The 23,454-nt window shown below is 63.4% G+C and carries 19 protein-coding genes and 2 tRNA genes; 9 read left to right on the forward strand and 12 right to left on the reverse strand.

All coding sequences use genetic code 11. The features are described 5' to 3' along the window. Positions 1–58: 58 nt before the first annotated feature. Positions 59–751 (reverse strand): hypothetical protein, encoded by a 693-nt coding sequence (locus C449_RS15390; RefSeq protein ID WP_006078964.1) that lies wholly within the window; start codon positions 749–751, stop codon positions 59–61. A gap of 103 nt (positions 752–854) precedes the next feature. On the opposite strand from C449_RS15390, the gene C449_RS15395 reads away from it, so the two are divergent. The 3 genes from C449_RS15395 to C449_RS15405 all read left to right on the forward strand — a co-directional run bounded on the left by C449_RS15395 (position 855) and on the right by C449_RS15405 (position 6,113). Continuing rightward, complete coding sequence (locus C449_RS15395) at positions 855–1,967, forward strand: NAD(P)/FAD-dependent oxidoreductase (protein WP_006078965.1); 1,113 nt, start codon at positions 855–857, stop codon at positions 1,965–1,967. Positions 1,968–2,274: 307 nt separating this feature from the next. Beyond that, a complete protein-coding gene (locus C449_RS15400) occupies positions 2,275–5,130 on the forward strand; it encodes a M14 family metallopeptidase (protein ID WP_006078966.1) in 2,856 nt (951 codons plus the stop codon). Positions 5,131–5,777: 647 nt separating this feature from the next. Next, complete coding sequence (locus C449_RS15405; protein WP_006078967.1) at positions 5,778–6,113, forward strand: hypothetical protein; 336 nt, start codon at positions 5,778–5,780, stop codon at positions 6,111–6,113. A 654-nt stretch (positions 6,114–6,767) separates the two neighbouring features. Here the strand turns inward: C449_RS15405 and C449_RS19020 are convergent. The 9 genes from C449_RS19020 to C449_RS15445 all read right to left on the reverse strand — a co-directional run bounded on the left by C449_RS19020 (position 6,768) and on the right by C449_RS15445 (position 13,078). Then, a complete protein-coding gene (locus C449_RS19020) occupies positions 6,768–6,974 on the reverse strand; it encodes a hypothetical protein (protein ID WP_049914314.1) in 207 nt (68 codons plus the stop codon). Between the two features lie 9 nt (positions 6,975–6,983). Continuing rightward, a complete protein-coding gene (locus C449_RS19025) occupies positions 6,984–7,274 on the reverse strand; it encodes a DUF106 domain-containing protein (protein ID WP_049914316.1) in 291 nt (96 codons plus the stop codon). A 151-nt stretch (positions 7,275–7,425) separates the two neighbouring features. Next, on the reverse strand, positions 7,426–7,572 hold the full coding sequence (locus C449_RS18145; protein ID WP_161606463.1) for a hypothetical protein: 147 nt from the start codon (positions 7,570–7,572) through the stop codon (positions 7,426–7,428). A gap of 588 nt (positions 7,573–8,160) precedes the next feature. Continuing rightward, positions 8,161–8,234, reverse strand: a tRNA-Phe gene (locus C449_RS15420). Between the two features lie 494 nt (positions 8,235–8,728). Beyond that, a complete protein-coding gene (locus C449_RS15425; RefSeq protein ID WP_006078969.1) occupies positions 8,729–9,478 on the reverse strand; it encodes an FAD-binding protein in 750 nt (249 codons plus the stop codon). Continuing rightward, positions 9,475–10,356: an FAD-dependent oxidoreductase gene (locus C449_RS15430; RefSeq protein WP_006078970.1), complete on the reverse strand. Its 882-nt coding sequence runs from the start codon at positions 10,354–10,356 to the stop codon at positions 9,475–9,477. The genes C449_RS15425 and C449_RS15430 overlap by 4 nt, the downstream gene beginning before the upstream one ends. Before the next feature lies 1 nt (position 10,357). Further along, a complete protein-coding gene (locus C449_RS15435) occupies positions 10,358–11,608 on the reverse strand; it encodes an ABC transporter substrate-binding protein (protein WP_006078971.1) in 1,251 nt (416 codons plus the stop codon). Positions 11,609–11,676: 68 nt separating this feature from the next. Then, the gene (locus C449_RS15440; protein ID WP_006078972.1) at positions 11,677–12,690 is read right to left on the reverse strand and encodes a HEAT repeat domain-containing protein; all 1,014 of its coding nucleotides are present in this window, start codon (positions 12,688–12,690) and stop codon (positions 11,677–11,679) included. A gap of 313 nt (positions 12,691–13,003) precedes the next feature. After that, positions 13,004–13,078, reverse strand: a tRNA-Val gene (locus C449_RS15445). Between the two features lie 154 nt (positions 13,079–13,232). Here C449_RS15445 and trpD point away from each other — a divergent pair. The 5 genes from trpD to C449_RS15470 all read left to right on the forward strand — a co-directional run bounded on the left by trpD (position 13,233) and on the right by C449_RS15470 (position 20,644). After that, positions 13,233–14,255, forward strand: a complete 1,023-nt coding sequence (trpD, locus tag C449_RS15450) for an anthranilate phosphoribosyltransferase (RefSeq protein ID WP_006078973.1) — start codon at positions 13,233–13,235, stop codon at positions 14,253–14,255. Beyond that, positions 14,252–14,893 (forward strand): phosphoribosylanthranilate isomerase, encoded by a 642-nt coding sequence (locus C449_RS15455; RefSeq protein ID WP_006078974.1) that lies wholly within the window; start codon positions 14,252–14,254, stop codon positions 14,891–14,893. Before trpD ends, C449_RS15455 begins: the two co-directional genes overlap by 4 nt. Further along, the gene (gene trpE / locus C449_RS15460) at positions 14,890–16,509 is read left to right on the forward strand and encodes an anthranilate synthase component I (RefSeq protein ID WP_006078975.1); all 1,620 of its coding nucleotides are present in this window, start codon (positions 14,890–14,892) and stop codon (positions 16,507–16,509) included. Before C449_RS15455 ends, trpE begins: the two co-directional genes overlap by 4 nt. Beyond that, positions 16,506–17,168 (forward strand): anthranilate synthase component II, encoded by a 663-nt coding sequence (gene trpG / locus C449_RS15465; RefSeq protein WP_006078977.1) that lies wholly within the window; start codon positions 16,506–16,508, stop codon positions 17,166–17,168. Before trpE ends, trpG begins: the two co-directional genes overlap by 4 nt. A gap of 347 nt (positions 17,169–17,515) precedes the next feature. Next, positions 17,516–20,644, forward strand: a complete 3,129-nt coding sequence (locus tag C449_RS15470; protein ID WP_006078978.1) for an adenosylcobalamin-dependent ribonucleoside-diphosphate reductase — start codon at positions 17,516–17,518, stop codon at positions 20,642–20,644. Between the two features lie 42 nt (positions 20,645–20,686). Here C449_RS15470 and C449_RS15475 read toward each other — a convergent pair whose 3' ends face one another. After that, entirely contained in the window at positions 20,687–22,351 is a 1,665-nt protein-coding gene (locus tag C449_RS15475) for a molybdopterin-dependent oxidoreductase (RefSeq protein ID WP_006078979.1), read from the reverse strand. Positions 22,352–22,560: 209 nt separating this feature from the next. Between C449_RS15475 and C449_RS18935 the strand changes: the two genes are divergently transcribed. Further along, entirely contained in the window at positions 22,561–22,698 is a 138-nt protein-coding gene (locus C449_RS18935) for an HVO_2523 family zinc finger protein (RefSeq protein ID WP_338035220.1), read from the forward strand. Here C449_RS18935 and C449_RS15485 read toward each other — a convergent pair. After that, on the reverse strand, positions 22,671–23,351 hold the full coding sequence (locus C449_RS15485; protein WP_049914319.1) for a TVP38/TMEM64 family protein: 681 nt from the start codon (positions 23,349–23,351) through the stop codon (positions 22,671–22,673). The genes C449_RS18935 and C449_RS15485 overlap by 28 nt on opposite strands. Between the last annotated feature and the right edge of the window lie 103 nt (positions 23,352–23,454).

Raw genomic sequence — 23,454 nt, forward strand, 5'->3', positions numbered from 1 at the left:
CGCGGCGTAATGGGTTGTGGTTCGACTCGCGAATTCGAGAATCACTTTCGAGTCTGCGTCACGAAACGAGATCCCGGACGTCCGGATGGGTCGCGTGCTGGTCCAACTTCGGTGGTCGCTCCTCGGGCGTCATCCTCGCGAGCGCGTCGCGGACCCGCTGCCACGCCTCGTGACGCCGGAGGACGTACACCGGGATCGTATCGACGCCCGCGAGGGCGGCGAGTACGAGCCGGTGAAACCCCTCGGTCCAGATGATTTCTCCCTCGCGGCCGACGAGCACCATCGGCTCCAGGTCGTGGATGTAGCCGGCGTCCTCCGGCTCATCGTACACGACTCCGCGATTCGGGCGGTACCCCTCGTCGCGGATGTCCGCATACAGATCGTCGAGGGCCGGAAGAAGCCCTTCGCGTAGCTCGCCGACGCTCTCGACGCCCTTGTGTTCGCTGTCGTCCTCGATTTGCTCGATAGCGTGCCCGTAGTAGACGGTCTCTGTCCAGTCGCGTCCCTCTTCGAACCGCTGTGTCAGTCCTTCATGGATGGGTGTTTCATCGATCCGCCGACAGTTTGCCGGTCGGTCCCAGTCACCGTCGTGTACGCTGCCGAGTCCCGACCGTAGCGAGACGACAGTGAATCGCCCGACAGCGCTCGGGTCCACGTGGACGAACGTCCACGGATCGGTCGGGGCGTCGTACCGTCGCTGGTTGGCGGCGGCGTTCCACACCGTCCGGTGACGGAAGGCATCGAGCCACACCCTTCGGACTGTTCGAGGTAACGTCAAATGGATTTCGACGACAGCGATCCGTCCGACTGCGGACCCCGAAGACTCACCTGAGATGGTAGCATGCCTGGTGACAATGGAACCCTCAACGGTCGCCGTCGTCGGGGCCGGAGCGATCGGTGTGACTGCCACTGCGGAACTCGCCACACGAGGGGCGGACGTGACGTTGTACGAACGGGGATCGCTCGCGGCCGGAAGTAGTGGACGGGCCGCAGGCGTTTGCTACGACGCGTTCGCCGATCGAACCGACGCGAGAATCGCCACCCGCTCGCTGGAACGGTTTCGGGAGCTTCCGAGCGTGTTTACCGAGTTACCCTACGTCTGGCTGGCTCGGTCCGGTGACGAAAAGCGGGCAACCGCGATCCGAACGCAATCGAGACGGATGCACGAGTTGGGGCTCGACGTCTCGCTCGTCGCTCCGGACGACCTCTACGACAGGTTTCCGGGATTGGTTACCGACGACGTCGCCGTGGCGGCGATCGCACACGGGGCTGGCTACGCCGAAACCGAGAACTACGTCGAAGTGATGGCGGAACGCGCCAGGAAAAACGGTGCAGCGATTCGGACCGAAACACCGGTCGAGATCGCCACCGATCCGCTACAAGTCCCTGCGGCGGACGAGAAGCGATCGTTCGATGCAGTACTGGTCGCCGGTGGAGCCCATTCGAAACACATACTCGACACCGCTGGCGTCTCGATCCCGCTGAAGCCGTATCGAGTTCAGGCGCTCGTGACGGACCCCATTCCGACCAGCGAGACCGTGCCGATGTGCTTCGACGCCACCGGTAACTACTATTTCCGGCCGCACACGGGCGGTCTCCTCGTTGGCGACGGGACGGAACGAGTCGAGAGCGATCCCGAACACTGGCAGCGCGACGCCGACGAGGAGTTCGTCCAGCAGACACGCGAACGGATCGCTGAGCGGATCCGACCGGACGAGATCGGCGTTCGCAAGGCGTGGGCAGGACTCTGTACTGCGACCCCGGACGGCGATCCGCTGGTTGGCGAACTCCGATCGGGACTGTTCGTCGCAACGGGGTTCCACGGGCACGGATTCATGCGTGCCCCGGCACTCGGTGAGCGAATCACGGACGAGATACTCGGCGGTGACGGTGTTCGGCGGTTCGATCCGACACGGTTCGATGGCACTGAGACGTTCGAAATCGTCGCCGGGATGGATATCGAATGACGCAGTACAGCTAGCACTGTTTGGGTAATTCGCGACCGTCGTTACGGGTAAATAAAGATTTAAGAAATCGAACAAACTCGTGTCATCTGAGATCTGCATGATAGCTCCCACTAAGTTATCAGTAGGGCTCAACGGGCCATAAATACCAATCGTTTAATCTTAACACTTGATAGCAGCTAATTCCAACCGTCCGAATTACAATGTACTCCAAATATGATATCGTAACAACGAGTATGTAAAGTTACTAGTCGGTTTTATTATGGGGTGTAGTGAAGTTGGTGGTCGGTGGCGACACCCACGGTATCCGATGACACAACCAGATATAGACGATGACGGTTCGGTAGAGCAAAACAAGAAAGAAACACGGTACACCTATCAAGAAGCCACAGCACTGGGCGAGGACGCGTTTGAGGATAGTTCGGTCGATCGACGGACGTTCCTCCGAGTTGCAGCGGTAACCGGAGCTGCACTTGCCCTCCCGAGCACGGCCGCTGGCCAAGAGACGGTCGAAGCGGACGTCACCGACGACTCGATGACGGATCTGGCGGCGTTCGTCGTCAACTCGACACCCGCGGAATACGAGGCCGCGCTTGCGATCGAGTTCGCAGATAGCGGGTCACTAGAGGAGTTTTACGACGAGTACGGCGAACCTGATTGGAATATCGACGATGACAACCGTGCGCCGAAAGTGGTGACACGTGACGCTCCCAGCCCGTCTGCACACGCACACATCACGGCACAGGAACTCGAATTCGCGTTCGATGGAATCGGCGGCATCGAACACGTCGATTTCTCACCGGGTGCCAACCCGTTCTGGAAGCTGGACGAGCCGTATTCGGACGGTGTCTTTCCCGATGTCGAGGACGCACGTGACTGGATCTCACATCCAGAAGCGGGCCAGGCACTCGACCACCTCGCAGCGGAGTATCCCGACAGGGTCCGCGTCCACCGGATCGGCCAAGGACCGGGGTGGCAGAACTTCTACACGGGCGAAGAGCCCGACCCACAGGACATCTACGTCGCAGAACTAACCAACGACATCCAGGACGAGGCGTCGTTCCAAGAGAAGGACAAGGCCGTCTTCATCGTCGGTATCCATGGCAACGAGCGTGCCGGCGTCGAAGCCGGAAGTCGAATCGTCGAGGAAGCCGCCAAGGGCGAGGCTGAGGAGTTCACCAGTCTCCTCGACGATATCGTTATCGTCTGGGTCTACATCAACCCAGACGGCTGGACCGTCCGCAAGCCACAGTTCGGACCGAACCCGTACGCTAGCTTCTTCGGCTCACCCCACTATGGCCACTACCGGGGGAACGCATCGGAAGTCGACACTAACCGCCAATACCCGACGATCGGATGGGCGAATCCCGCGTTCTGGCCAGCCGATCACGGAAATGCTCCCGACGTACGCCCCGGCTACGACGTGGGATACGACGACGTCGTCCCGGACGCTCTAGCGACCGTCGGTCATCTCCGTGAATACGACAATATCGAGTATCTCTGTGATTACCACATGATGGGGTTCGCGGACACGATGGTGCTAAACCTCGAGTCCAACGCCGCGTACGAGCATGACGGTACCCACAACCTCGACGAGGTGAACAGGCGCATCGACGCGGCGATGACCGACCAGTGGGGGAGTCCAGAGGCGATCGCTGCCGACACCATCCGTGCAGGGAAGGACACCATCTTCGGCGACCCGGACAACTACGTTCCGGACGAACTGCTCGACTACGGGTCGATCTACGACTCGCTGGGCTACAACATCACCGGTGGACTGCTCGGCTGGGCGGGCCAGCCGGAAGAGTTCGGTGGCCTCGGTGCCGTCACGGTCGCCCCCGAATTGGCGATGCGGGCTTGGGTAAACTGGCGTCCGTACATCGAGCGCCACTTGGCGACGGCCTATCGACTTTCGATGCGCGAGTTCGCTGAGATGTGCGCAGCGAACACGGACGCGACGGTCGCGACGGGTGACCAGGACACCGCCTACGTGACGACCTCGGAGCTCACCCGAAAGTCGGCCGACCTATCACACACCGACGAGAGCCCCGGCAAGGGCAACGGCCGAGGGCAGGGCCGAGCGACGGAGGTCCAGACCCGACACGAGACGGTGCAACCGGGCCCGTCGGGGCGGACAGATGTCTCCTCGCAGAGGCAGACACATTCCCTCGCCGTGGAACTCCACGACAATGGGGTTGAGGAGGGGGTCGTGAAACTGGTCAATCCAGGTGGGCAGGTCGTTCGGACTATCGACCTCGCCGAGACGGACGATCAGAGCTTCTACGTCCCGGGACCGGCAGACGGCGACTGGTCGGTCGAGTTCGATGGTGACGGAGAAGTTGGGGCCGACTTCGTTACCATCGAAAGCGAGGAGGAACACCCCGACCCAGAGGAGGCCTTCGGGTACTCTCAGGAGGAGTACGTTGTCAATCCGATGCAGTTCTTCGCCGATCTCGCACCAAATCTGGAATCCGGGAGCATGGAGGGATTGCGGGTCCACGATGTCCGGATCGGCCGCCTGATGCGCGGCAACTCCGGCAAGCGTCACTTCGACAAACTCGTCGTCTCCCATGATGTCGGTCGTAACGACGACGAGTACATCGCGGAGATCGAGGAGTTCGTCGAGGCAGGTGGTGACCTCGTGTTGACGGACACGGGTTTGTATCTCCTCGACGAGCTCGACGTGGGCGACGCCGAAGCAATCTCTGCAGCGGACATCCAGACCGTCGAAGTCGGGATTGCTAATCTGATCGATCGGAACTTCGACCAATACCTCCTCGATGACATCAGACCGCTCCAGCGCGAGATGTGGAAGAGCCCGCAGGTCGGGTATGTTCCCAATACGAACGACCAACCAGCGACGATTATTGACGACGAAGCCTTCACGGCTGCCGGCGGGGATATCGCCGGGCGGATGCGAGGTGTCGAGGGATCGGGACAGAGTGAGGAGGGCGTTGCAGCCGGGTCACTCCAGGCTGGTGCTGCGGAAATCAACCTCCTCGGCTCGGTCCTCCCACCGGCGAACCAGCGTGAGCTACACCCGTTCGGGATGGCCGACTACGCCGTTTCCTTCATGGGCCACACGATGATCTGCAACGCGCTCGGATTCCAGCAGCGCCGGTTCTACGAGGGTGACCTCGTCGGCACGTGGGGCGAGGTCCGGTAGCTCCGAGTTCACGCCTCGAGTGGATTTTACGATTTTCCACGTTCGACTCAGCGAACTTGATTCGGCAGACCTTGCGTGCGTAGCCGTTCCACGATGATCTCTTTATCGAATGACTTCTCAGTGGGCTCTGTCATACCGGTCTAACCGATAAATGGCGGCGAAAAGTCGATCCAATGTCGGACAAAGAAAACGCCGTGGTGAAGGCACCCTCTAAATCGATTGGGCGGGAGCTGGCAGAGATACGGTAGTTCTGAACGACGGTGCTGACTACAGAGCACGTATCTTGCATGGGTTCACCAAAGGTGGGCCGCTCGGATGTCTCACCACCCGTTTACCAGGATCAGTTTCCTATTTCGCACCCAATAGTCACAGTTTCGGACGAATTACCGAATGAGACGCTCGATTTCGCACATCGAATCGGAACATACGATTGATTGATATGTGGGGGAGATGATGACGATTTTTCTCGGCGTACACCCAGGTACAGTTGCGTGGAATGTGGTCTCAACCTGCTCTGACATGTCTCTTTCTGTAATGGGTTATGTCGGATTTTGATACGGTATCTTTATTAGACGTCAGAAATATAGTAAGTATCACACTACATGAAGAGAAGGCCACAGCTTTGTGTTCTCGTGGCAGTCTCTCTGATGGTTCTGATAATTGGCCACACGGCGGCCGCTGATGTTGCTGTCTCACCAACGAGTAAAGAAGCACCTGTAAGTGATCATCCGGGTCAACGCTCGCTCGACGTTGAAGTATCGTCCGACGGCGAGGCTCTCGACAACACGGCAGTTACGATCATCAACGACAAGACCAAGGACCAGGTCTTCAGCGGATTCACCGACAGCGCTGGACAGGTCAACGTCACGCTGCCTCAGGGCAAATACACCGTTGTTGCTCAGGGCAAGTCGAAGCAGACCAACCTGAACAAGGACCAAACCGTTGGCTTCGAACTCAACGGCGACGAGCGGCCTAAAGGATGATCACTTTCCGTCTTTTCTCCAAATCGATTTTCGGAATCTCGCCAAATTGACCGGATCCGTTACAGAATAGTTGATCTACTCATCATTGGTTGATAAGAGATACTATCGGTTACAATTGCTCTATACCAGCAGATATCGGCTCAGTGGATTCATCGTGACCCTCTTGCTGGCTACAGTCTCTCCATCTCGCACACCGATTCTATCAGAAAGCGAGCCGTTCTCGGACTCCCGCAACAAAGAGCCCATCAATCGACGGTTGGCGCACCACTACCTTCTCCACAAACAATCCGTTTTCTTGCTTTCCTGCGGAGTGTTCTGACAGCGACGAGATCAGCCGGATCGCCGTCGTATCGACTTCCCTACCGAGTCACAGTACACCTCTCTGGCCACAACGCCCGGGCTGAGCCTGAGCGCCGCAACAGGACTGAATCAGGTGCTTGCGACGATCAAGTTCGTCCGAACGATGTCTATGCGCTGCTTTCGGGAATCACGTTGTAAGGAGAACCGCCGCGTGTAGCCTCTCGTATCTTCACCTTGTCGCCAGAACCACTTAAACGCCGAGCCACGAGTACGCTACGTCGGACTCGTCCGGATGTTGAACGTCTTCTGGATGAACTGACGCGAGGTGACCGAGCAGATCATGTACCAGAGCAGCTATGCCTGCATCGGTCCGATGACTTTCGCGGTCCACGCAATTCGGCCAAGGATCGGGAACACCATCGCTGTTGGCGTCACCGCTTGAGCGGGCGAGAGCATCAGCCAGTAGAGCCAGAGGAGTACTGGCACCGTGAACAGCATCGTCCACGCCAACGGACGAAGCAGCCGGATGAACCCTCCTAATTGGTCGGTTATCACAGCCATCTGTTCTTCCTACATTCGTTCGACAGCGTCCTCGTCACCACGCTCTTTGGCGTCTTTCAGTCGCTCGCTGATGGCACTCATCCGCTCTTGGCGCTCGCCCATCCGTTCGTAGTCCATCATCCGCGACTGGATGCCGATCGAAACGAGGCCCGTCCCTGCTGCCAGTACCAACACCACGAGATAGAACGGTAGTATTGCCTCCAGTGGCGCGAGGGGGGCATCGACCAGCGGCCCGACTGAGTCACGGATGACGGGAAGCCGATAGCCGAGAGCGAGACCAACTGCGCCAACTCCTGCCATTTTGTCGGATACCGACCACCCTGTGTCCTCGTTCTGTGCTGCTGTTGGGGCCCTCCGTGTTCTCTAGTGCTTCGGTGACTGCGACTGGGCCATCGATGACGAACCGGTCGCCTGCCTCGATCAGTACGCCTGTTCCGAGGAGACGACCCCACTACGCATCAGCGATGTCGGCGTTGACATCGCTCCACGCGACGGTTCCGTCACCGGATTCTGCAACATCGAGCACGACGGCCAACGAACCAGCTAGTTCGTCATCTCGACCGATGAGTGCATGGAGTTCCTCGGTGTTCTCCACCATTGATAGATATCATTGTGTCGTTGTGACGAATTCCGGTCGGTTTCCGTCATCATTCTGACCCCATCAGCCACCTCCCAGCACCGTGGGACTGAACGTCTGGACGGCAGAAACCAGCCGAGTATTCAGTCGTCAACCCAACCAGCGGCCTCATCGCAATCGTCAAGCGCCGTGAAATTTCGACCCCGAGCCACCTGCGAACGTCCGGTCGACGGACAGCACTTTGAACACAACCCCACGCAACGTCAACACCACTAACGGGCTGAATCGGGCCACACGACCGAGGTCTGAAACGAGTTCGACATCTACACGAGGACACCAAGGTCGCGGTGCTCTCCACACATCAGGCACGCGCCCGCAGATGGAGCCGGTGTTGTTCACGCGTCCACCCCCTGTGAGGCTGCCGCTGGATGCCTCTTAGGATTTATACAACGGGCATGTGGGTTTGAAGTAGAGTGCCGTCTCCCGAATTCGAACAGATGCCAGACGTTCCGGGCATGTGGCTCACTCCGTTCGCCATTCCGGGGCTGCGACTGGCGTGCTCGAATCGGGTCGGGAGCATTTTCACTGCTCTCGTTGGTCGCAGGAAAATGCCGCCTCCCCGATTTGAACGGGGGACAGCTCGATCTTCAGTCGAGTGCTCTCCCAGTCTGAGCTAAGGCGGCCCGTCCGGATCGACGCCGAGCGACTGAAAAAGGGTTTCGGAATCCCGGTCAGTGAACAAAGAGATCGGCCACGTCGAACTCGGTCCCACAGTCCTCACAGACGTAGCCGAGTCCGTCCTCGGTCGTCACGTGACCGCCACACTCGGGACACGTCGATCCGGAGATCATCGTATCGTCCACGAAGCCGAGTGCTAAAGGCCTTTGCCGTCCGCCGAACCTGGCCGAATGGCGGGAGCCTTTCACCGCTCAGCACCAACGGCGGGTATGTCGACTGGCCGTGCCCTGTTGCTCCTCGGAACGATCGCTACGCTGGTGTTCACTGCCGGCATCCTCATCGTCGCCCTGCTCAGCTAGTGGGATGATCGTTCGACGGGCCGGGAACGCCACCGCCAAACCTGACGACAGACGGGTGTTTGCTCGGGCACGATCCTGTGCCATCGCTCTGGTCGTGTAAGCTCATCCAGCGCTGGAGGCGACGTGGGGGGTGGGTGGAGCTACTCTTCTCGTAGGCTCGGGTGTGTGCGTTGCTCGTCCGGATGGGGTTCGGCGACGTACTCTCGTATCGTCTCTCGCGATTCGTCCTCCCGTCGTCGGCGCTCTCGATCGTCGATCTCTTCACAGCCGGGCGGCAGGTCCCGCCCGCGGTCGGTGAAGTAGCCGTCCGGGGCGACCCAGTCGTGGTAGAACGGCCGATCGTCGTCCTCCAGTAGCGTGACGGCAACCTCGGCACCGTGGCCGGCGTTCACGATCGCTTGATGGGGTTTCTCGGCGAGTCGTCCGGCGGCGTACAGCCCCTCTACGCCGGTTCGGCCTCGTTCGTCCGTATCGACGTACGTCTTCCCGCGATCGATGATTCCGATGTCCTCGATACCCGCGAGGTAATCGGTGGTGTTCTTCGTCGCGGCGATCACGTACTCGGTGTGATAGCGATCCCCGCCGGCTGTTTCGACGGCGAACCCCTCGGACGTCGTCTCGACGACTGTCACTTCCGTCTGTTGGCGGTCACAACCGCCGTTGTCGGCCTGCTCCTGCATCATCTCCAGCAGGAGGCGGGCGTTGATGCCGGCGGGAAAGCCTGGATAGTTTTCGAGGTGAGCGTTTCGTCGGAGGAGTGACTCGCCGGCGTCGATAATGAGTGTATTGAGGCCGTGTCGAGCGGTGAAGGTTCCCGCCGATAGACCGGCCACACCTCCACCGACGATGACGACGCCGTACGCGCTGTGGTGGTCCGATTCAGTTGTCATGGTCGTTGATCGAGGGTTTCTGCGTGCTCACGGATGAGATCGTCGTCGAGGTGGGTTAGTAACTGCCGTTGTCCGTCCCGGTCGCGTCGACGGCGTTCCTCGGTGTCGATACACCGACCCAGAAACTCCGTTTTGAGATCGGTGCGAGCAGCGTCGACCGTCGTCTTGTCGAGGTCGTGCTCCTCGGGAAGCATCTCGTCGTCGAACCACTCGTCGACGTGCTCGTCCCAGCCGTCGCCGCCGTAGCGTCCATCATGGACGACCCAGTCGACGTAGCGGTCACCGACCGCCGGCCAGTAGCGCTCGCTCATGTCGTCGCGGGCGAGTGCGAGACCAGCCCGGGCTCCATGGCCGGCGTTGACGCCGACCTGGTGGACTGTCTCGTCGCTCATCCAGCCCGCAACATACAGTCCGTCGACGTTCGTTCGCCCTCCCTCGGTGGGCGCGAACGGATCGGGACTCGGGAGTTCCTCTGCGAGCCGATCGAGGACTTCGGCGTCGTAGGCGGCCGCGATGACGACCCGGTCAGCGACGACTGGTTGGTCGGTCGTCTCGACGACGAAGCCGGACGCGTCGTGGCGATCGACTGCCGTAACGCGCTCGTCGACCATCGTGGCTCCCTCGTGAGTGGCGTGTGCCCGCCCGAGTTCGAGGAAGCGGTCGGGAGCGATTCCGCCCGGGAATCCGAGATAGTTCTCGATGTGAGCGCACTGGGTGATCGCGGCTTTCCCGCCGTCAAAGACGACGGTGTCGAGTCCATACCGAGCAGTGAACACCGCTGCGGCCAGGCCCGCAGCACCACCCCCAGCGACGGCAACGTCGTGATCGACTGGAGAGGACGAATCGTTCGCCGGCGTTTCCTCCGGAAGCGTGGTCATCTTACTGGTTACCTTTGACGATGTCCGCGACGCGCTGCCGGTCGAACAGCTTCTCGTCGGTCGGGAACGCCTCGGAATACTGCTGTTGAGCGAGCAACTCGGTCTGGAACAGGTTCGTGATCGGCCCCTGCTCGCCGGTACCGCCTTTGAACACCCGATCGTTTTGTACGGCCGTCAGCTGTTGGCCGACTGAATCCTGTTTCATGGGTTCGAAGTACTGGTTTCGAAACTCCTCGTCGGAGTTGAGCACACCCCAGTGAATGAATATCTGCTTCGGGTCGACCTCCAGCAGTGTCTCGTAGTCGATCATCCCGTTCTCACCGGTGTCCACGCCCGCGAACGCGTTCCGAACACCGACGTCGCGGTAGTGTTTCATCTCGTAGCCCTTCGCGGTGGGGTCGATGGCGTAAAATTTCCCCTTCGAGGGATCGGACCCACCGTTGAGCAATCCGATCTTCGGGCGCTCTCTTTCCGGCGGGAGTCGGGAACGGACCTTCTTCCGAAACTCCTCGTGGAGCGCGGCGAACGCCTCGTAGCGTTCCTCGCGCTTGAACACCTTCGCCACCTTCTCGAAGGCCTCGTACAGCGTGTAGAACTCGTAGGGTTCGCCCCACGATTCGTCGCGCTTGCGGCGAATAAAATTCCCGAAGAAGGGCGCGACGTTCTCTCCGATCTCTTCGACATCCCCTTCTTTCCAGTCGAAGTAGATGGCCGGGAGGTTCGGGTCCATCAGATGGAGGTCCGCATCGACCTCGTAGAAGATCTCCTTGTCGATGCTCTCGCCGTTCGCCCGGATGTTCGCCATCGAGTCGGTGTCGAGCGAAAACCCCGGCAGTTCGTCGTAGTACAGTTCCTTCAGCACCGCCAGTCCCTCCGAAGGGCGATCGATACCGGCGAGTCCGTCGCCCATCCCGAGTGCGATACCCATCTCTCCATAGCCCTCCTTGTAACAGGCCCACCGCTCGGGCACCGACTCGAATGCGACGTCACCCATCGGGGCCATCGTCACCGAGTACGAGCTTTCTCCGCCGCCGCTCGTCGCGTTTTCGCTCTCAGAGTCGGACGAGCCAGCCGTTTCTCCTCCGCTGGTGGTCGTATTGCTACTGTCGGAGCCAGTCGAACCGTTTGCGCCCGTACCGGAACCACTCCCGCCGGTACATCCTGCGAGCAGGCCGCCGGCGATGACTGCGCCGCCGTACTTCACGCAGTCGCGCCGCGTCTGTCCCTCACGCACCGCGGACTCGTCTTCCATGCGGCTTAGGCTTGCCTAAAACTACTTAGCCATTCCGATTTTTCGGATAGCCAAAAACGACACAAAATTCAGTACGGTGCACCACACTGCGGGCACATCGGTGGACCACCCTCGGGGAGTGTCAGTCCACAGTGGGGGCACCCGTCGCCGTCGGGTGCCGTGATCTCCGACACAGCCTCGTCGGTCGTTTCCCGTATCGCGTCGATGCTGCCGATCCCGTTGTCCGTCTCGGGCTGTTCGTTCCCGTTGTCGGGTCCGTTGAGCGTGAGGGCGAAGCGGACTCGCTTGGCGACGAATGGCTCTCCGTCGTCGCCCAGTTCCGCGAGTGGCTCCGAGAGCGACACGTCGGCTTCCGAGTGTGTGAGCAGGCCGAGTGCCTCGGCAGCCCGTCCCTGGACGTGGGCATTCTCGTCGGCCAGCCGTGCGCCGAGCGCGTCGCTCGCTTCGGCGAGCCGTCGGGGGTGCTCACAGCCGACGACCGTCAGCGCCGTACTCAGATGGTAGCGCACGAGGACGTTCTCGTCGTCGAGGTGGTCGGCGAGGGCCGGAACGTGGTGTCTGAGTCTCTCCGGATCGCCCAGCGCGACGTGTTCGAGGGTCTTCGCCAGTTTCTCCTTCACCTCGGATTCGTCGAACGACAACCCGATCCTGAGGTCCGCCAGTAACTCGGGTGAGACAACGATGTCGGGATGTTCGAGCGCCGCGTACCCCAGCGCCTCCGCCGAGCGGGCGCGAACGTAGTAGAACTCCTCCTCGTCGGCCAACCGATCGGCGAGCGCCGGCACCATCGGAACGACCGCTTCGGGGACGGCCTCCGCGACGGCGACGAACAGCTTTGTGGTGGTCAGCCGCACCGAGCGCTCGGCGTCTTCGAGCAGCGCTTCGCATGCCGGGAGGGCTGGCTCTACTGGAGCTGGATCATCGGTCACGGCGGCTTTCAGCGATCGAAGACACGCTTTGCGAGTCTCGACTGACGCCGACGGGAGGGTCTCGACGAGCGCTGCGACTTCCGTGCCATCGCTCCGCTCTAACGCTTCGTCGACCGCCGCTTGCAGTGACGAATCCGGTCCTGCATCACCCATCGTAAATCATCTCTCGTTGTTGCGGATACGCGCGGGTTCGAGCACGGAGATGAAAACAGTTGTCCACGGGTTCGTGGAGTGACTGATGCTCTCTGGCGTTCGGAACCCGTCTATTCATTCGTCGAAACCAAATCGCTCGCTGTCTCTATTTCCGACCGCGATCCGATGAGTGCGACAGCAGAAAACGAATGGGTTCGGGCGGCGTTGGAACCACGGTCGTTCCGCTTCGCTTCACTCCCTGATTCAAATCCGCCATCACCACTTCGACGGCGCTGACGACTCGCTCCGCTCGTCGTATTGTGTCGTCAGAAGATGGGTTCGGGCGGATTTGAACCGCCGGCCTCCTCCATGTCAAGGAGGTGTCATAACCAGCCTAGACCACGAACCCGTCGAGTGCGTACCCCGATATCGCATACGGATGCAATTGAACGTTTCGGAACGAGCGCCCGGCGGCGGTCGCTCGTCCGGCTTGCAGCCGGTACGGTTAAGTAGATGTACGATCTTGTCCATTACAACGCGGAACCGTACATTAGCGATCCACAATGCAAGAGTACATCGAGCGTGCGACCGACGGCGAGGACCTCTCGTTTGCAGACGCGCGTGCGGCGAGTACGGCGGTGTTCGAGGGGGCGAGCGACGCACAGATCGGGGGCTTGCTCACGGCGCTGCGGACGAAAGGCGAGACTGAGACCGAGATCGCGGGCTTCGCGGCGGGGATGCGCGGTGCCGCCCGCACTATCGATCCCGACTGCCGGCCCGTGGTCGACACCTGCGGGACGGGCGGCGACGCCCACGACACGATCAACGTCTCGACCACGAGCGCGGTCGTCGCCGCTGGCGCGGGCGTGAACGTCGCCAAGCACGGCAACTACTCGGTGTCGTCGTCGTCGGGCAGCGCCGACGTCTTCGACGAACTCGGCGTGACGATCGACGCCGAACCCGGTGAAGTCGAACGTTCGATCGAGGAGCGTGGGATCGGATTCATGCTCGCGCCGGTGTTCCATCCTGCGATGAAAGCGGTCATCGGCCCACGGAAGGAGCTCGGGATACGGACACTCTTCAACGTGCTCGGGCCGCTGACGAACCCGGCGGGCGCGGACGCCCAGGTCGTCGGCGTCTACGATCCCGACCTCGTTCCGGTGCTCGCCCGTGCGCTCGCCCAGCTGGACGTCGAACGCGCGCTCGTGGTTCACGGTGGCGGGATGGACGAGATCTGTGTCCACGACGAAACCACTGTCGCCGAGGTTCGGGGCGAGGTGATCGAGGAGTACACGATTTCGCCCGACGATCTCGGCCTCGCGACGTACGAACTCGATGCGGTCGCCGGCGGTACGCCCGCCGCAAACGCCCGCGATCTCGAAGGGATCGTCACCGGCGACGTCGGCGGCGCGAAGCGCGACATCGTGCTCGCGAACGCCGGCGCGGCGATCTACGTCGCCGGCGCTGCCGACTCACTCATGGCGGGCGTCGAGCGCGCCCGTGAGGCTATCGACGCGGGGCACGCGGCCGAGAAGCTCGCCGCGCTCCGGACCACCGACGAGGCGATTGCGGGCGAGACCGCATGACCCGCGTGAAGATCTGCGGGCTGACCCGCGAATCCGACCTCGACGCCGCCATCGAGGCCGGCGCGGACATGGTTGGGTTCGTCTGTGGCGTGCCGATCGAGACGCCGCGCGAACTCGCGCCCGCCCGCACCGCCGGACTCGTCGAACGTGTTCCGGAAGGAGTCACGAGCGTACTCGTCACGATGCCCGAAACGCCCGGTGCGGGAGTCGAACTCGCTGAACGGGTCGATCCCGACGCGATCCAGGTTCATGACTGCTCGCCCGACGAGGTGGCGGCGCTCGCCGACCGCACCGACGCCCGGGTGCTGGCTGGCGTCGATGCGGCCAGCGACGACCTCGACCAGTACGCGACGGTCGCCGACGCGCTCGTGCTCGACTCGACCGACGAACAGGGGGCCGGTGGGACGGGCGAAACCCACGACTGGGATCGTGCCCGGACGGTCGTCACCGACCTCGACGTTCCGGTGTTGCTTGCGGGCGGCCTCACGCCCGAGAACGTCGCCGATGCAGTTCGAACGGTCGATCCCTTCGGCGTGGACGTTTCGAGCGGAACGGAACGGAGCGGGGGCGTGAAAGACCACACAGCGATCCGGCAGTTCGTCGATCAGGCGACTGCCTCGCAGCCGGTGACGACATGAGCGAAGACGGACTATCCCTCGACCGCGAGGAGTTCGTCTCCCTCGCCGAGGACGCCGACCGACCGGCGGTCGTCCGAACGACGGTCGATCTCGATGTCGACGTCGAGCCGCTGGCGGCGTACGCGGCGCTCGCGGATGCGTCGGACGCGGCACATACCTTTCTCCTCGAAAGCGGCGAGAAGCTCGCGTCGAGCGATCCCGACGGCGCGTTCGCCCCCGCCGACGAGGAACGCCACGCGCGCTACTCGTTCGTCGGGTACGACCCGGCGGCCGCCGTCACTCTCGATCCCGACGGAACCGCGGTCGACGTGTTCGACGCGCGATACGCGGACCTCGTCGATCCCGGTGGGGGTGACGTGCTCGACCGGCTCCGGGACGCGCTGTCGGACGTCGAGCGCGTGAACTTCCCCGCGACCGACCGCCAGCAGCTCGACGGCGGCCTCGTGGGCTTTCTGGCCTACGACGCGGTGTACGATCTCCATCTCGACGAGGTGGGCGTCGAGCGGCCCGACTCGCGGATGCCCGACGCGCAGTTCGTCCTGACCACGAAGACCCTCGCGTTCGATCACGCCGCCGACGCGGTGTCGCTGGTGTGCACCCCGCTCGTCCGGCCAGGCGACGATGCAGGCACGGTCCACGACGCCCTCGTGCGCGAAGCCGAGCTGGTCCGCGGGGTCCTCGACGATGCGACGGTCGATCCGGGTGGGTTCGTCCGCGAGCAGGAAACTGCGGGGTCGCGCGAGACGTACGAGGCGGCGGTGGAGCGCGGGAAGGAGCATGTCCTCGACGGCGACAGCTATCAGGTGGTGCTCTCGCGTGCCCGCGAACTCGTCGGCGAGGTCGACCCGCGCGGGCTGTACGCCGCGCTCCGCGATATCAATCCCTCGCCGTACATGTACCTCCTCGAATACGGCGATCGATCGGTGGTGGGTGCGAGTCCCGAGACCCTGGTTTCCGTCAGGGGCGACGAAGTGGTCTCGAACCCGCTCGCCGGTACTTGTCCGCGGGGCGCGAGTCCGGTCGAGGACCGCCGGCTCGCTGGCGAGCTGCTCGCCGACGAGAAAGAGCGCGCCGAGCACACCATGCTGGTCGACCTCGCGCGCAACGATGTCCGTCGAGTCAGCGAACCGGGCTCGGTACGCGTCGCGGAGTTCATGACCGTCCTCAAATATTCCCATGTGCAGCACATCGAGTCGACTGTTACGGGGAGGCTCGCCGAGGGGACGGACGCGTTCGACGCGACGCGCGCGGCGTTTCCGATGGGGACGCTCTCGGGCGCGCCGAAGATCCGGGCGATGGAGATCATCGACGCCCTCGAAACCTCCTCGCGGGGCCTCTACGGTGGCGGCGTCGGCTACTTCTCGTGGGACGGCGACGCCGACATCGCGATCGTGATCCGCACCGCGCTGATCGATCACGCACCGGATGAACACGTGGCCAGCGAGGGAACCACGGCGGACCGCATCACCGTGCGAGCGGGTGCGGGGATCGTCGCCGACTCCGATCCCACGAGCGAGTACGAGGAAACCGAGCGCAAGATGGACGGCGTGCTCGCCGCACTCGACCGAATCGAGCAGCCCGCGGACGCGACGCCACCGCCGGAGGTGAGCCGATGAGCGAGCCCGCCCATCGCCCCCACGAGGCGGGCCACCCGGCCGGCGACGACGCCGATCGACCGCGCGTGCTGTTCGTCGACAACTTCGATTCGTTCACCTACAACCTCGTGGAGTACGTGAGCGAGTACGCCGAAACCGAAGTCGTCCGGAACACCGCCTCGCTCGCGGATGTCCAGGCCGCCGATCCGGACGCGATCGTGATCAGTCCCGGGCCTGGCCACCCCGAAAACGACCGCGACGTGGGCGTCACGCTCGACGTGCTCCGCGAAGTGAGTCCGGACGTTCCGACGCTTGGCGTCTGTCTCGGCCTCGAAGCCGCGGTGTACGCCTACGGCGGGGCGGTCGGGCGCGCGCCGGAACCCGTCCACGGTAAGGCGTTCGCGATCGACCACGACGGCCGAGGCGTCTTTGCGGGGCTGGAGCAGGGCTTTCGCGCCGGCCGGTATCACTCCCTCGTCGCCACCGAAATCCCCGACTGCTTCGCCGTGACCGCACACACGGACGACGACCTCGTGATGGGCGTGCGCCACTGCGAGCACCCGATCGAGTGTGTCCAGTTCCATCCCGAAAGCGTTCTCACCGGCGTCGGCCACGACGTGATCCGGAACTTTCTCAACGGAATCGAGCCTGGTGTCGAGTACGCAGTCGTCGACGATTGAACCCGCGCGGACGGTTCCAGACGAAAACCCCCTCTCGCTTCGCGTGGATTTCCGCGCTCCCTCCCGTGATTCGGTCGAGACGACAACTACTTTCACTCCGGTCTACCTACCGTTATAAGACTGCCAGACGCACGTCAATACCGTAACTCGGCGTGTCTCATCAGACTCGCACGAACAGCCATCACGCCAGCGACCCGACCCGAAACGATGCCGACCGAAGACCGATGCCGAAGCGTTGATGACCCTCGCTTCGGTAGGAGATCGCCGCTACAAATGACTGGTACACCCCCCTCTCACGATCCGCGTATCGCCTGTCGAACGACTGTTCTCGGCCGGGAGGCGGACGCGTGAGTCGCGCGAACCGCTCGGCCGACGAGGTCACGCTGCCGGTGAAGCGCACCGACGGTGACACCCTCGAAGAGCGACTGACCGCCAACGCCTACGACAACATCCTGCCCGCGCGCTATCTCCGGAAGGATGCCGACGGTGAGCTCGTCGAGACCCAGGAGGACCTCTTCGAGCGCGTGGCGCGCAACGTCGCACTCGCGGAAGCGGTGTTCGAGGCCGGACGCCAGGACACCGAGATCACCGTCACGCCCGAGCAGCTGAAACCCGACCACCCACGGCGAGACGATCTCGCGAGCGAAGTGTTCGGGAAGGGAACCACCGCTGACGACGACGCCGAAACCACCCTCTCGGCGTACAACGTCAACAAGTTCGCCTACGAGACGGTGGTTCCCGACCTTCCCGAGGAGATCCGCGAGCACGTCGAAGCAACCGCCGACGCGTTCCAGGATTCGATGGAGGACCTCTCCTTCATGCCGAACTCGCCGACGCTGATGAACGCTGGCGACGAACTCCAGCAGCTCTCGGCGTGTTTCGTCGACTCGCCAGGCGACGACATCGACGACATCCACGAGACCGCGAAGGAGGCCGCCCAGGTGTTCCAGTCCGGCGGTGGGATGGGGTACGCGTTCTGGAAACTCCGACCGTACGGCGACGCCGTCGGGAGCACGGGCGGGATCGCGTCGGGACCGATCACGTTCATGCGGACGTACGACCAGATGTGCGAGACGATCGCCCAGGGCGGCGCGCGCCGTGGCGCACAGATGGGCGTGATGCGCGTCAGCCACCCCGACGTCATCCAGTTCATCCACGCGAAGAACAAGGACGTCTCGCTCGCGCACTCGCTCCGGCTGAACGACCCCGACGACTTCACCCATACCCAGTTCGTCGACGCGCTGGAGGAAGCCCGCGAGCTCATCGACGACGAGGGCAGAGTCCCCGAACACCTCCGGAACGCCGTCGAGGGCCACCTCTCTAACTTCAACATCTCGGTGGGCGTGACCGACGACTTCATGGACGCGCTCGAAGAGGGCGGCGAGTTCACGTTCACCAATCCTCGGACCGAGGAGCCGCACATCGCCACCGCCGAAACCAAGGAACTCTACGACTGCTACGGCCTCGGCGAGCACGTCGAGGTCGGCGAGGAACTCTCGATCCCCGCGGCCGACCTCTGGGAGCACATCGTCGACGGGGCCTACCAGAACGGCGAGCCTGGCGTGATCTACCTCGAACGGGTGAACAAGGAACACTCCTTCGACGTCGAGGAGCACCCCGACCACGAGATCCTCGCGACGAACCCCTGTGGCGAGCAGCCGTTGGAGGAGTACGAGGCCTGTAACCTCGGTCACATCAATCTCTCGACGCTCGCCGCAAGCGATGCGCCGGACTGGCGGGTCTGGTCCGACGAGCACGCCGCCGAGTACGACACACAGGAAGCGGCGATCGAGGCCTACCTAAAGGAAGCCATCGACGTCGAGGCGTTCGACCGTCGGATCGAACTCGGGACGCGGTTCCTCGAAAACGTCGTCACGATGAGCGACTTCCCGGTCGAGAAGATCGAGCAGAAGGTCCGGGAAATGCGCAAGATCGGGCTCGGGATCATGGGGCTCGCCCAGCTGTACATCCAGCTCGGCGTGCGCTACGGCTCCGAGGAGGGCAACGAGATCGCGCGCCAGCTCATGCGCCACATCAACCACGGCTCGAAGCACGCCTCCCACGAACTCGCCGAACAGCGCGGGAGCTTCGAGGACTGGGAGGACTCGAAGTACGCCGATCCCACCGCGTACCGCGAGTGGTTCGAGGCCCAGACCGGCGAGTCGGCCGACGACTGGGCCGACGGGTTCCCGATTCGGAACCACAACACGACGACCATCGCCCCGACCGGCACGACCTCAATGGTCGGCAACACTACCGGGGGCTGCGAGCCCATTTACAACGTCGCCTACTACAAGAACGTCTCCGACGACGTCCAGGGCGACGAGATGCTGGTGGAGTTCGACGACTACTTCCTCCGAGTGCTGGAGGCCAACGACATCGATGTCGACGCCGTGAAGCGAGAGGCCCAAGAGCAGATGGGAGACAACGAATTCGACGGCGTCGAAGGGCTCGACAGCGTGCCCGACGCCATCGGCGAGCTGTTTGTCGTGACCTCGGACCTCTCGGGCATCGAGCACGCGGGTGTGCAGGTGGCGTGTCAGGCGGGCGTCGACTCGGCGATCTCGAAGACCTGCAACTTCCCGAACTCCGCGAGCAAGGAAGACATGGACGAGGTGTACCGATACATCTACGACAACGGTGGAAAGGGCGTCACGGTTTATCGGGACGGCACGCGCTCGAAGCAGGTCCTCACGACCCGGGCGGACAACGCCGAGTTCGCCGACGAGGGCGAAGCCGCGGCGGTCCTCGTCGAGCAGATCGAGGAAGTGTTCGGCGGGATCGAGGGCTTCCTCGACAACGAGGACGTCCGCGCGGCGCTCGACGCCGACCTCGCATCGGTGGTCGACACCGAGCCGGTCTACGCCGCGAAACAGCCCCGGCCCGACGTGCTCCACGGCGTGACCCAGCGCGTCGATACCGGCTACGGCAAGCTCTACGTCAACATCAACGAGGACGACCAGGGACGGCCGTTCGAGCTGTTCGCCAACATCGGCCACTCCGGTGGGTTCACGAACTCCTTCACCGAGGCGCTCGCGAAGGTCATCTCGACCGCGCTCCGATCGGGCGTCGACCCTGGGGAGATCGTCGACGAACTTGACGGTACGCGGAGCCCGAAGGTGGCGTGGGACAAGGGCGAGCAGATCCAATCCATTCCGGACGCCATCGGTACCGCGATGCGGCGGTATCTCGACGGTGAGATCGAGAAGACCTACCCCCAGCAGCGCAACTTGGACGAGATCGCGAGTGAAGAAACCGAGAGTGGGACGACTGGAGACGCAGCGACCGAACCCGACGGTGGTACGCGGGCTGACGCGGCCGGCGGACCGGAAGCCGATACCGATCGGTCGACGGGCGACGTGCAGGCGATGATCGACAGCGGCGAGAGCCCCGAGTGTCCCTCGTGTGGCTCGCTGTCGCTCTACTACTCCGAAGGCTGCAAGACCTGCGAATCGTGTGGCTGGTCGGAATGCTGAACTGACGCGAGGAATCGCTCCGAAGCAGTTCGGACGAATCGATTACTTCTCGATCGTCTTCGAGACCCAGCCCATCGAGCCGCTCGGGAACCGTCCGGTTTCTTTCTTCGGCTGAAGAGTGCCAGTGCCGTCGACCGCGCGGACGACGACCTCGTGTTGCTCACCGGGCTCGTCGTAGTCGTACCGCCACTGCCGCCAGACGTCGCCGCCGAGGTTCGGTGTCAGGACCGGGGAGAGCTCCGCGTCGTTCCACGAACTCCCGCCGTCGGTCGAGACCTCGACGCGCTCGATTCCTTGGACGCCGGCGTTCGCGTGGCCGGCGACCGTGATCCGCCCGTCCGCACGGTTCGTCGCATGGAGCTTCGCGACCGTGTGCACTGGCCCAGTACCCTTCCAGCCCTTCTTCTCCCAGAACCCCTTGGCAGGTCGATCGAGGATCTCGAGCTCGTCGATCCACTTGACGTTGATCTCGCCCCAGTGGCCGGGGATCAGCGCGCGCACGGGGTAGCCGTGAGCGCGCGGGAGCACCTCGCCGTCCATCCCGTAGGCGAGAAAGCCAGTCCGGAGCGCCTCGACGGGAAACTCCTCGTAGTAGCCGTCGACCGATCGGGCCATTACGAACTTCCCCTGGAGGTCCACGCCGTCGAGCACGCGCTCCATCGGGACGCCGGTCCAGAGGGCGTTGTCCATCTTGTTCCCGTTGCGCGGGTCGCTGACACACCGTAGCGTCATGAACCGGTGCTCCGAGCCCATCGACGTGATCTCGTCGTAATCGAACGTGTGTTCGCCGTCGACCGCGCCCGTGATCGAGAGCGTCCAGTCGTCGGCGTTCACGTCGGGATTGGGGTTCGCGGTGTCGACCACGTAGAAGTCGTCGCCGCTGACGAGCTCTTCGAGGCCCTCGATGGCGAACGACGCCGCTTCGGCGTCGGCGAGGAGGTCGTCGGTCGATTTCGGCTGTGCGTCAGCACTGCTGTTACCCTCCTCGACAGTATCCGATCCGCCACCGTCAGCGCCGCCGTTCGTGTCGTTGCCAGCGTCGCTATCCGCACCGATCGCGCCGCCCGTTCCGTTCGCATCGCTTGAGCCGTTGGTGACGCTCGAAAGTGACGCCTCCTGTGCCGACCCGGTGTCGCGACCGCCCAGGACGTAGCCGATGACGCCGACCCCGAGCGCGCTCGCGAGGCTCCCGAGCATCGTCCGCCGGCCGCGCGAGACTCCCGATTCGGCAGTTCCGTCGTCGGCTGTCACGAGCGTGGCGGTGGCGACGCCGACGACGACCGCGCTCCCGACGCCGGCCCCGAGTGAGGGGATCGGCGCGCCCGTCAGCACCGCGGTCGCGAGCCACGCACCGAGTCCCGCGAGGCTCACCGCGGCGGCCGGGCTGTCGAGTCGGTGGCCGGTCGCGAGCGCCGCAAGAGCGAGACTGCCGAGCAGGCCCGCACCGAGCGTGAGCGCGAGCAGCAGGTTGGCCTGCTGGCCGAGATGCTCGATCCCGAACGCCTGGCCGACGTCGGTGAGCGTGACGATCGCGAACTGGAGCACCGCGCTCGGCATCACCGCCGTCAGAAACGAGGTGATCGGCGACGCGAGGAAGGCAGGCGTGAACCCCGCGAGCGCATACGACCCCGCGACGCCCGCGATCCCCGCGAGCACTGCCGTGACGAGTGCCGCGCCGATCGACTCATCGAGGATATTTCTGGCCATGGTCGAGAACGGATTCCCACGGGAATGAACGTTGTCCGGACTCCCACCCAAATCTCTCGAAACTCCTTCGAAACTCCCTCGACAGTCCCTTCAGCGGAAGCTTCAACCCCTTGCCGCCGATCGGATGAGACATGGCCGGCGCGAGCGAGCGACGGGAGGGCGGCGACTCGAACGAGGCTGATGGGGAAAGCGCCGCAAACCGGCGCAATATCGTGGAGTCGAACGCCACGACGGACGGATCGGGTCGACTCTGTCCGGTCTGCGGAACGGCAATGAATCGTCGTCACTGCAAGTACGTCTGCCCGCGCCACGGCGTGGTCTACGACTGCTCGGACACGTTCTGGTGAGGCCGCCGCCGCTCGCGCAGCAACTCGTAGGCCGGCCCGGCGAGCACGAGGAGCGCGACCGCGCCCGCCGCGACCGCGAGTTCGACGCTTGCGCCGGCCAGTCCAGCGGTCGTGAGTCGGTCGAGTGACTGCCCTGCGAGCACCGCGGCGATCGTCCACGGAACCTCACCGAGGGCGGTCCCGAGGAGATACGATCGGAGACCGACCCCGGCGAACCCTGCACCAGCCGACACCGGGTCGGCGGGCAGCGGCGCGAGCCGGGCAGCGGCCACCCCGCGAGCGCCGCCGGTCCGTTCGAAAAAGCGCTCGCCGGCTCCGCCGAGGCGACCGAGGACGCCGCTTTCGGTGTCACTGCTGGCGTAGCGGCTGAGCAGGTACGGCGGGAGACAGGTGACACAGACGCCGGCGAGCGCGAACGGAAGACCGACGAGTCCGTAGCCGTAGCCAACGACCGCCGAACAGAGACTCAGGGGCCACGCGAGAAGCGGCCGAACGAGGTAGAGCGCCGCCACGACCGCCGCGAACACGGCTGGTTGGGATCGAAGCGCGGCGAGCCGTGCGAGCACCCGATCCGGGGACAGCGTGAGTGCGGCGAGCGCCACTACAGCGACGACGATCGCGACCCCGACCAGCCGGCGTCGAGCGCGTTGCACGCACGATCACGGGCGCGGAATCGGCAAACTCGTTCCGGTTCGAACCGGTGGCGAGTTCCGGCGGACGTGGACGGACCGATCGCACAATACTTACCACGTCACC

It is taken from the genome of Halococcus saccharolyticus DSM 5350 (assembly GCF_000336915.1).
In the GTDB taxonomy this organism is placed as follows: Archaea; Halobacteriota; Halobacteria; order Halobacteriales; family Halococcaceae; genus Halococcus; species Halococcus saccharolyticus.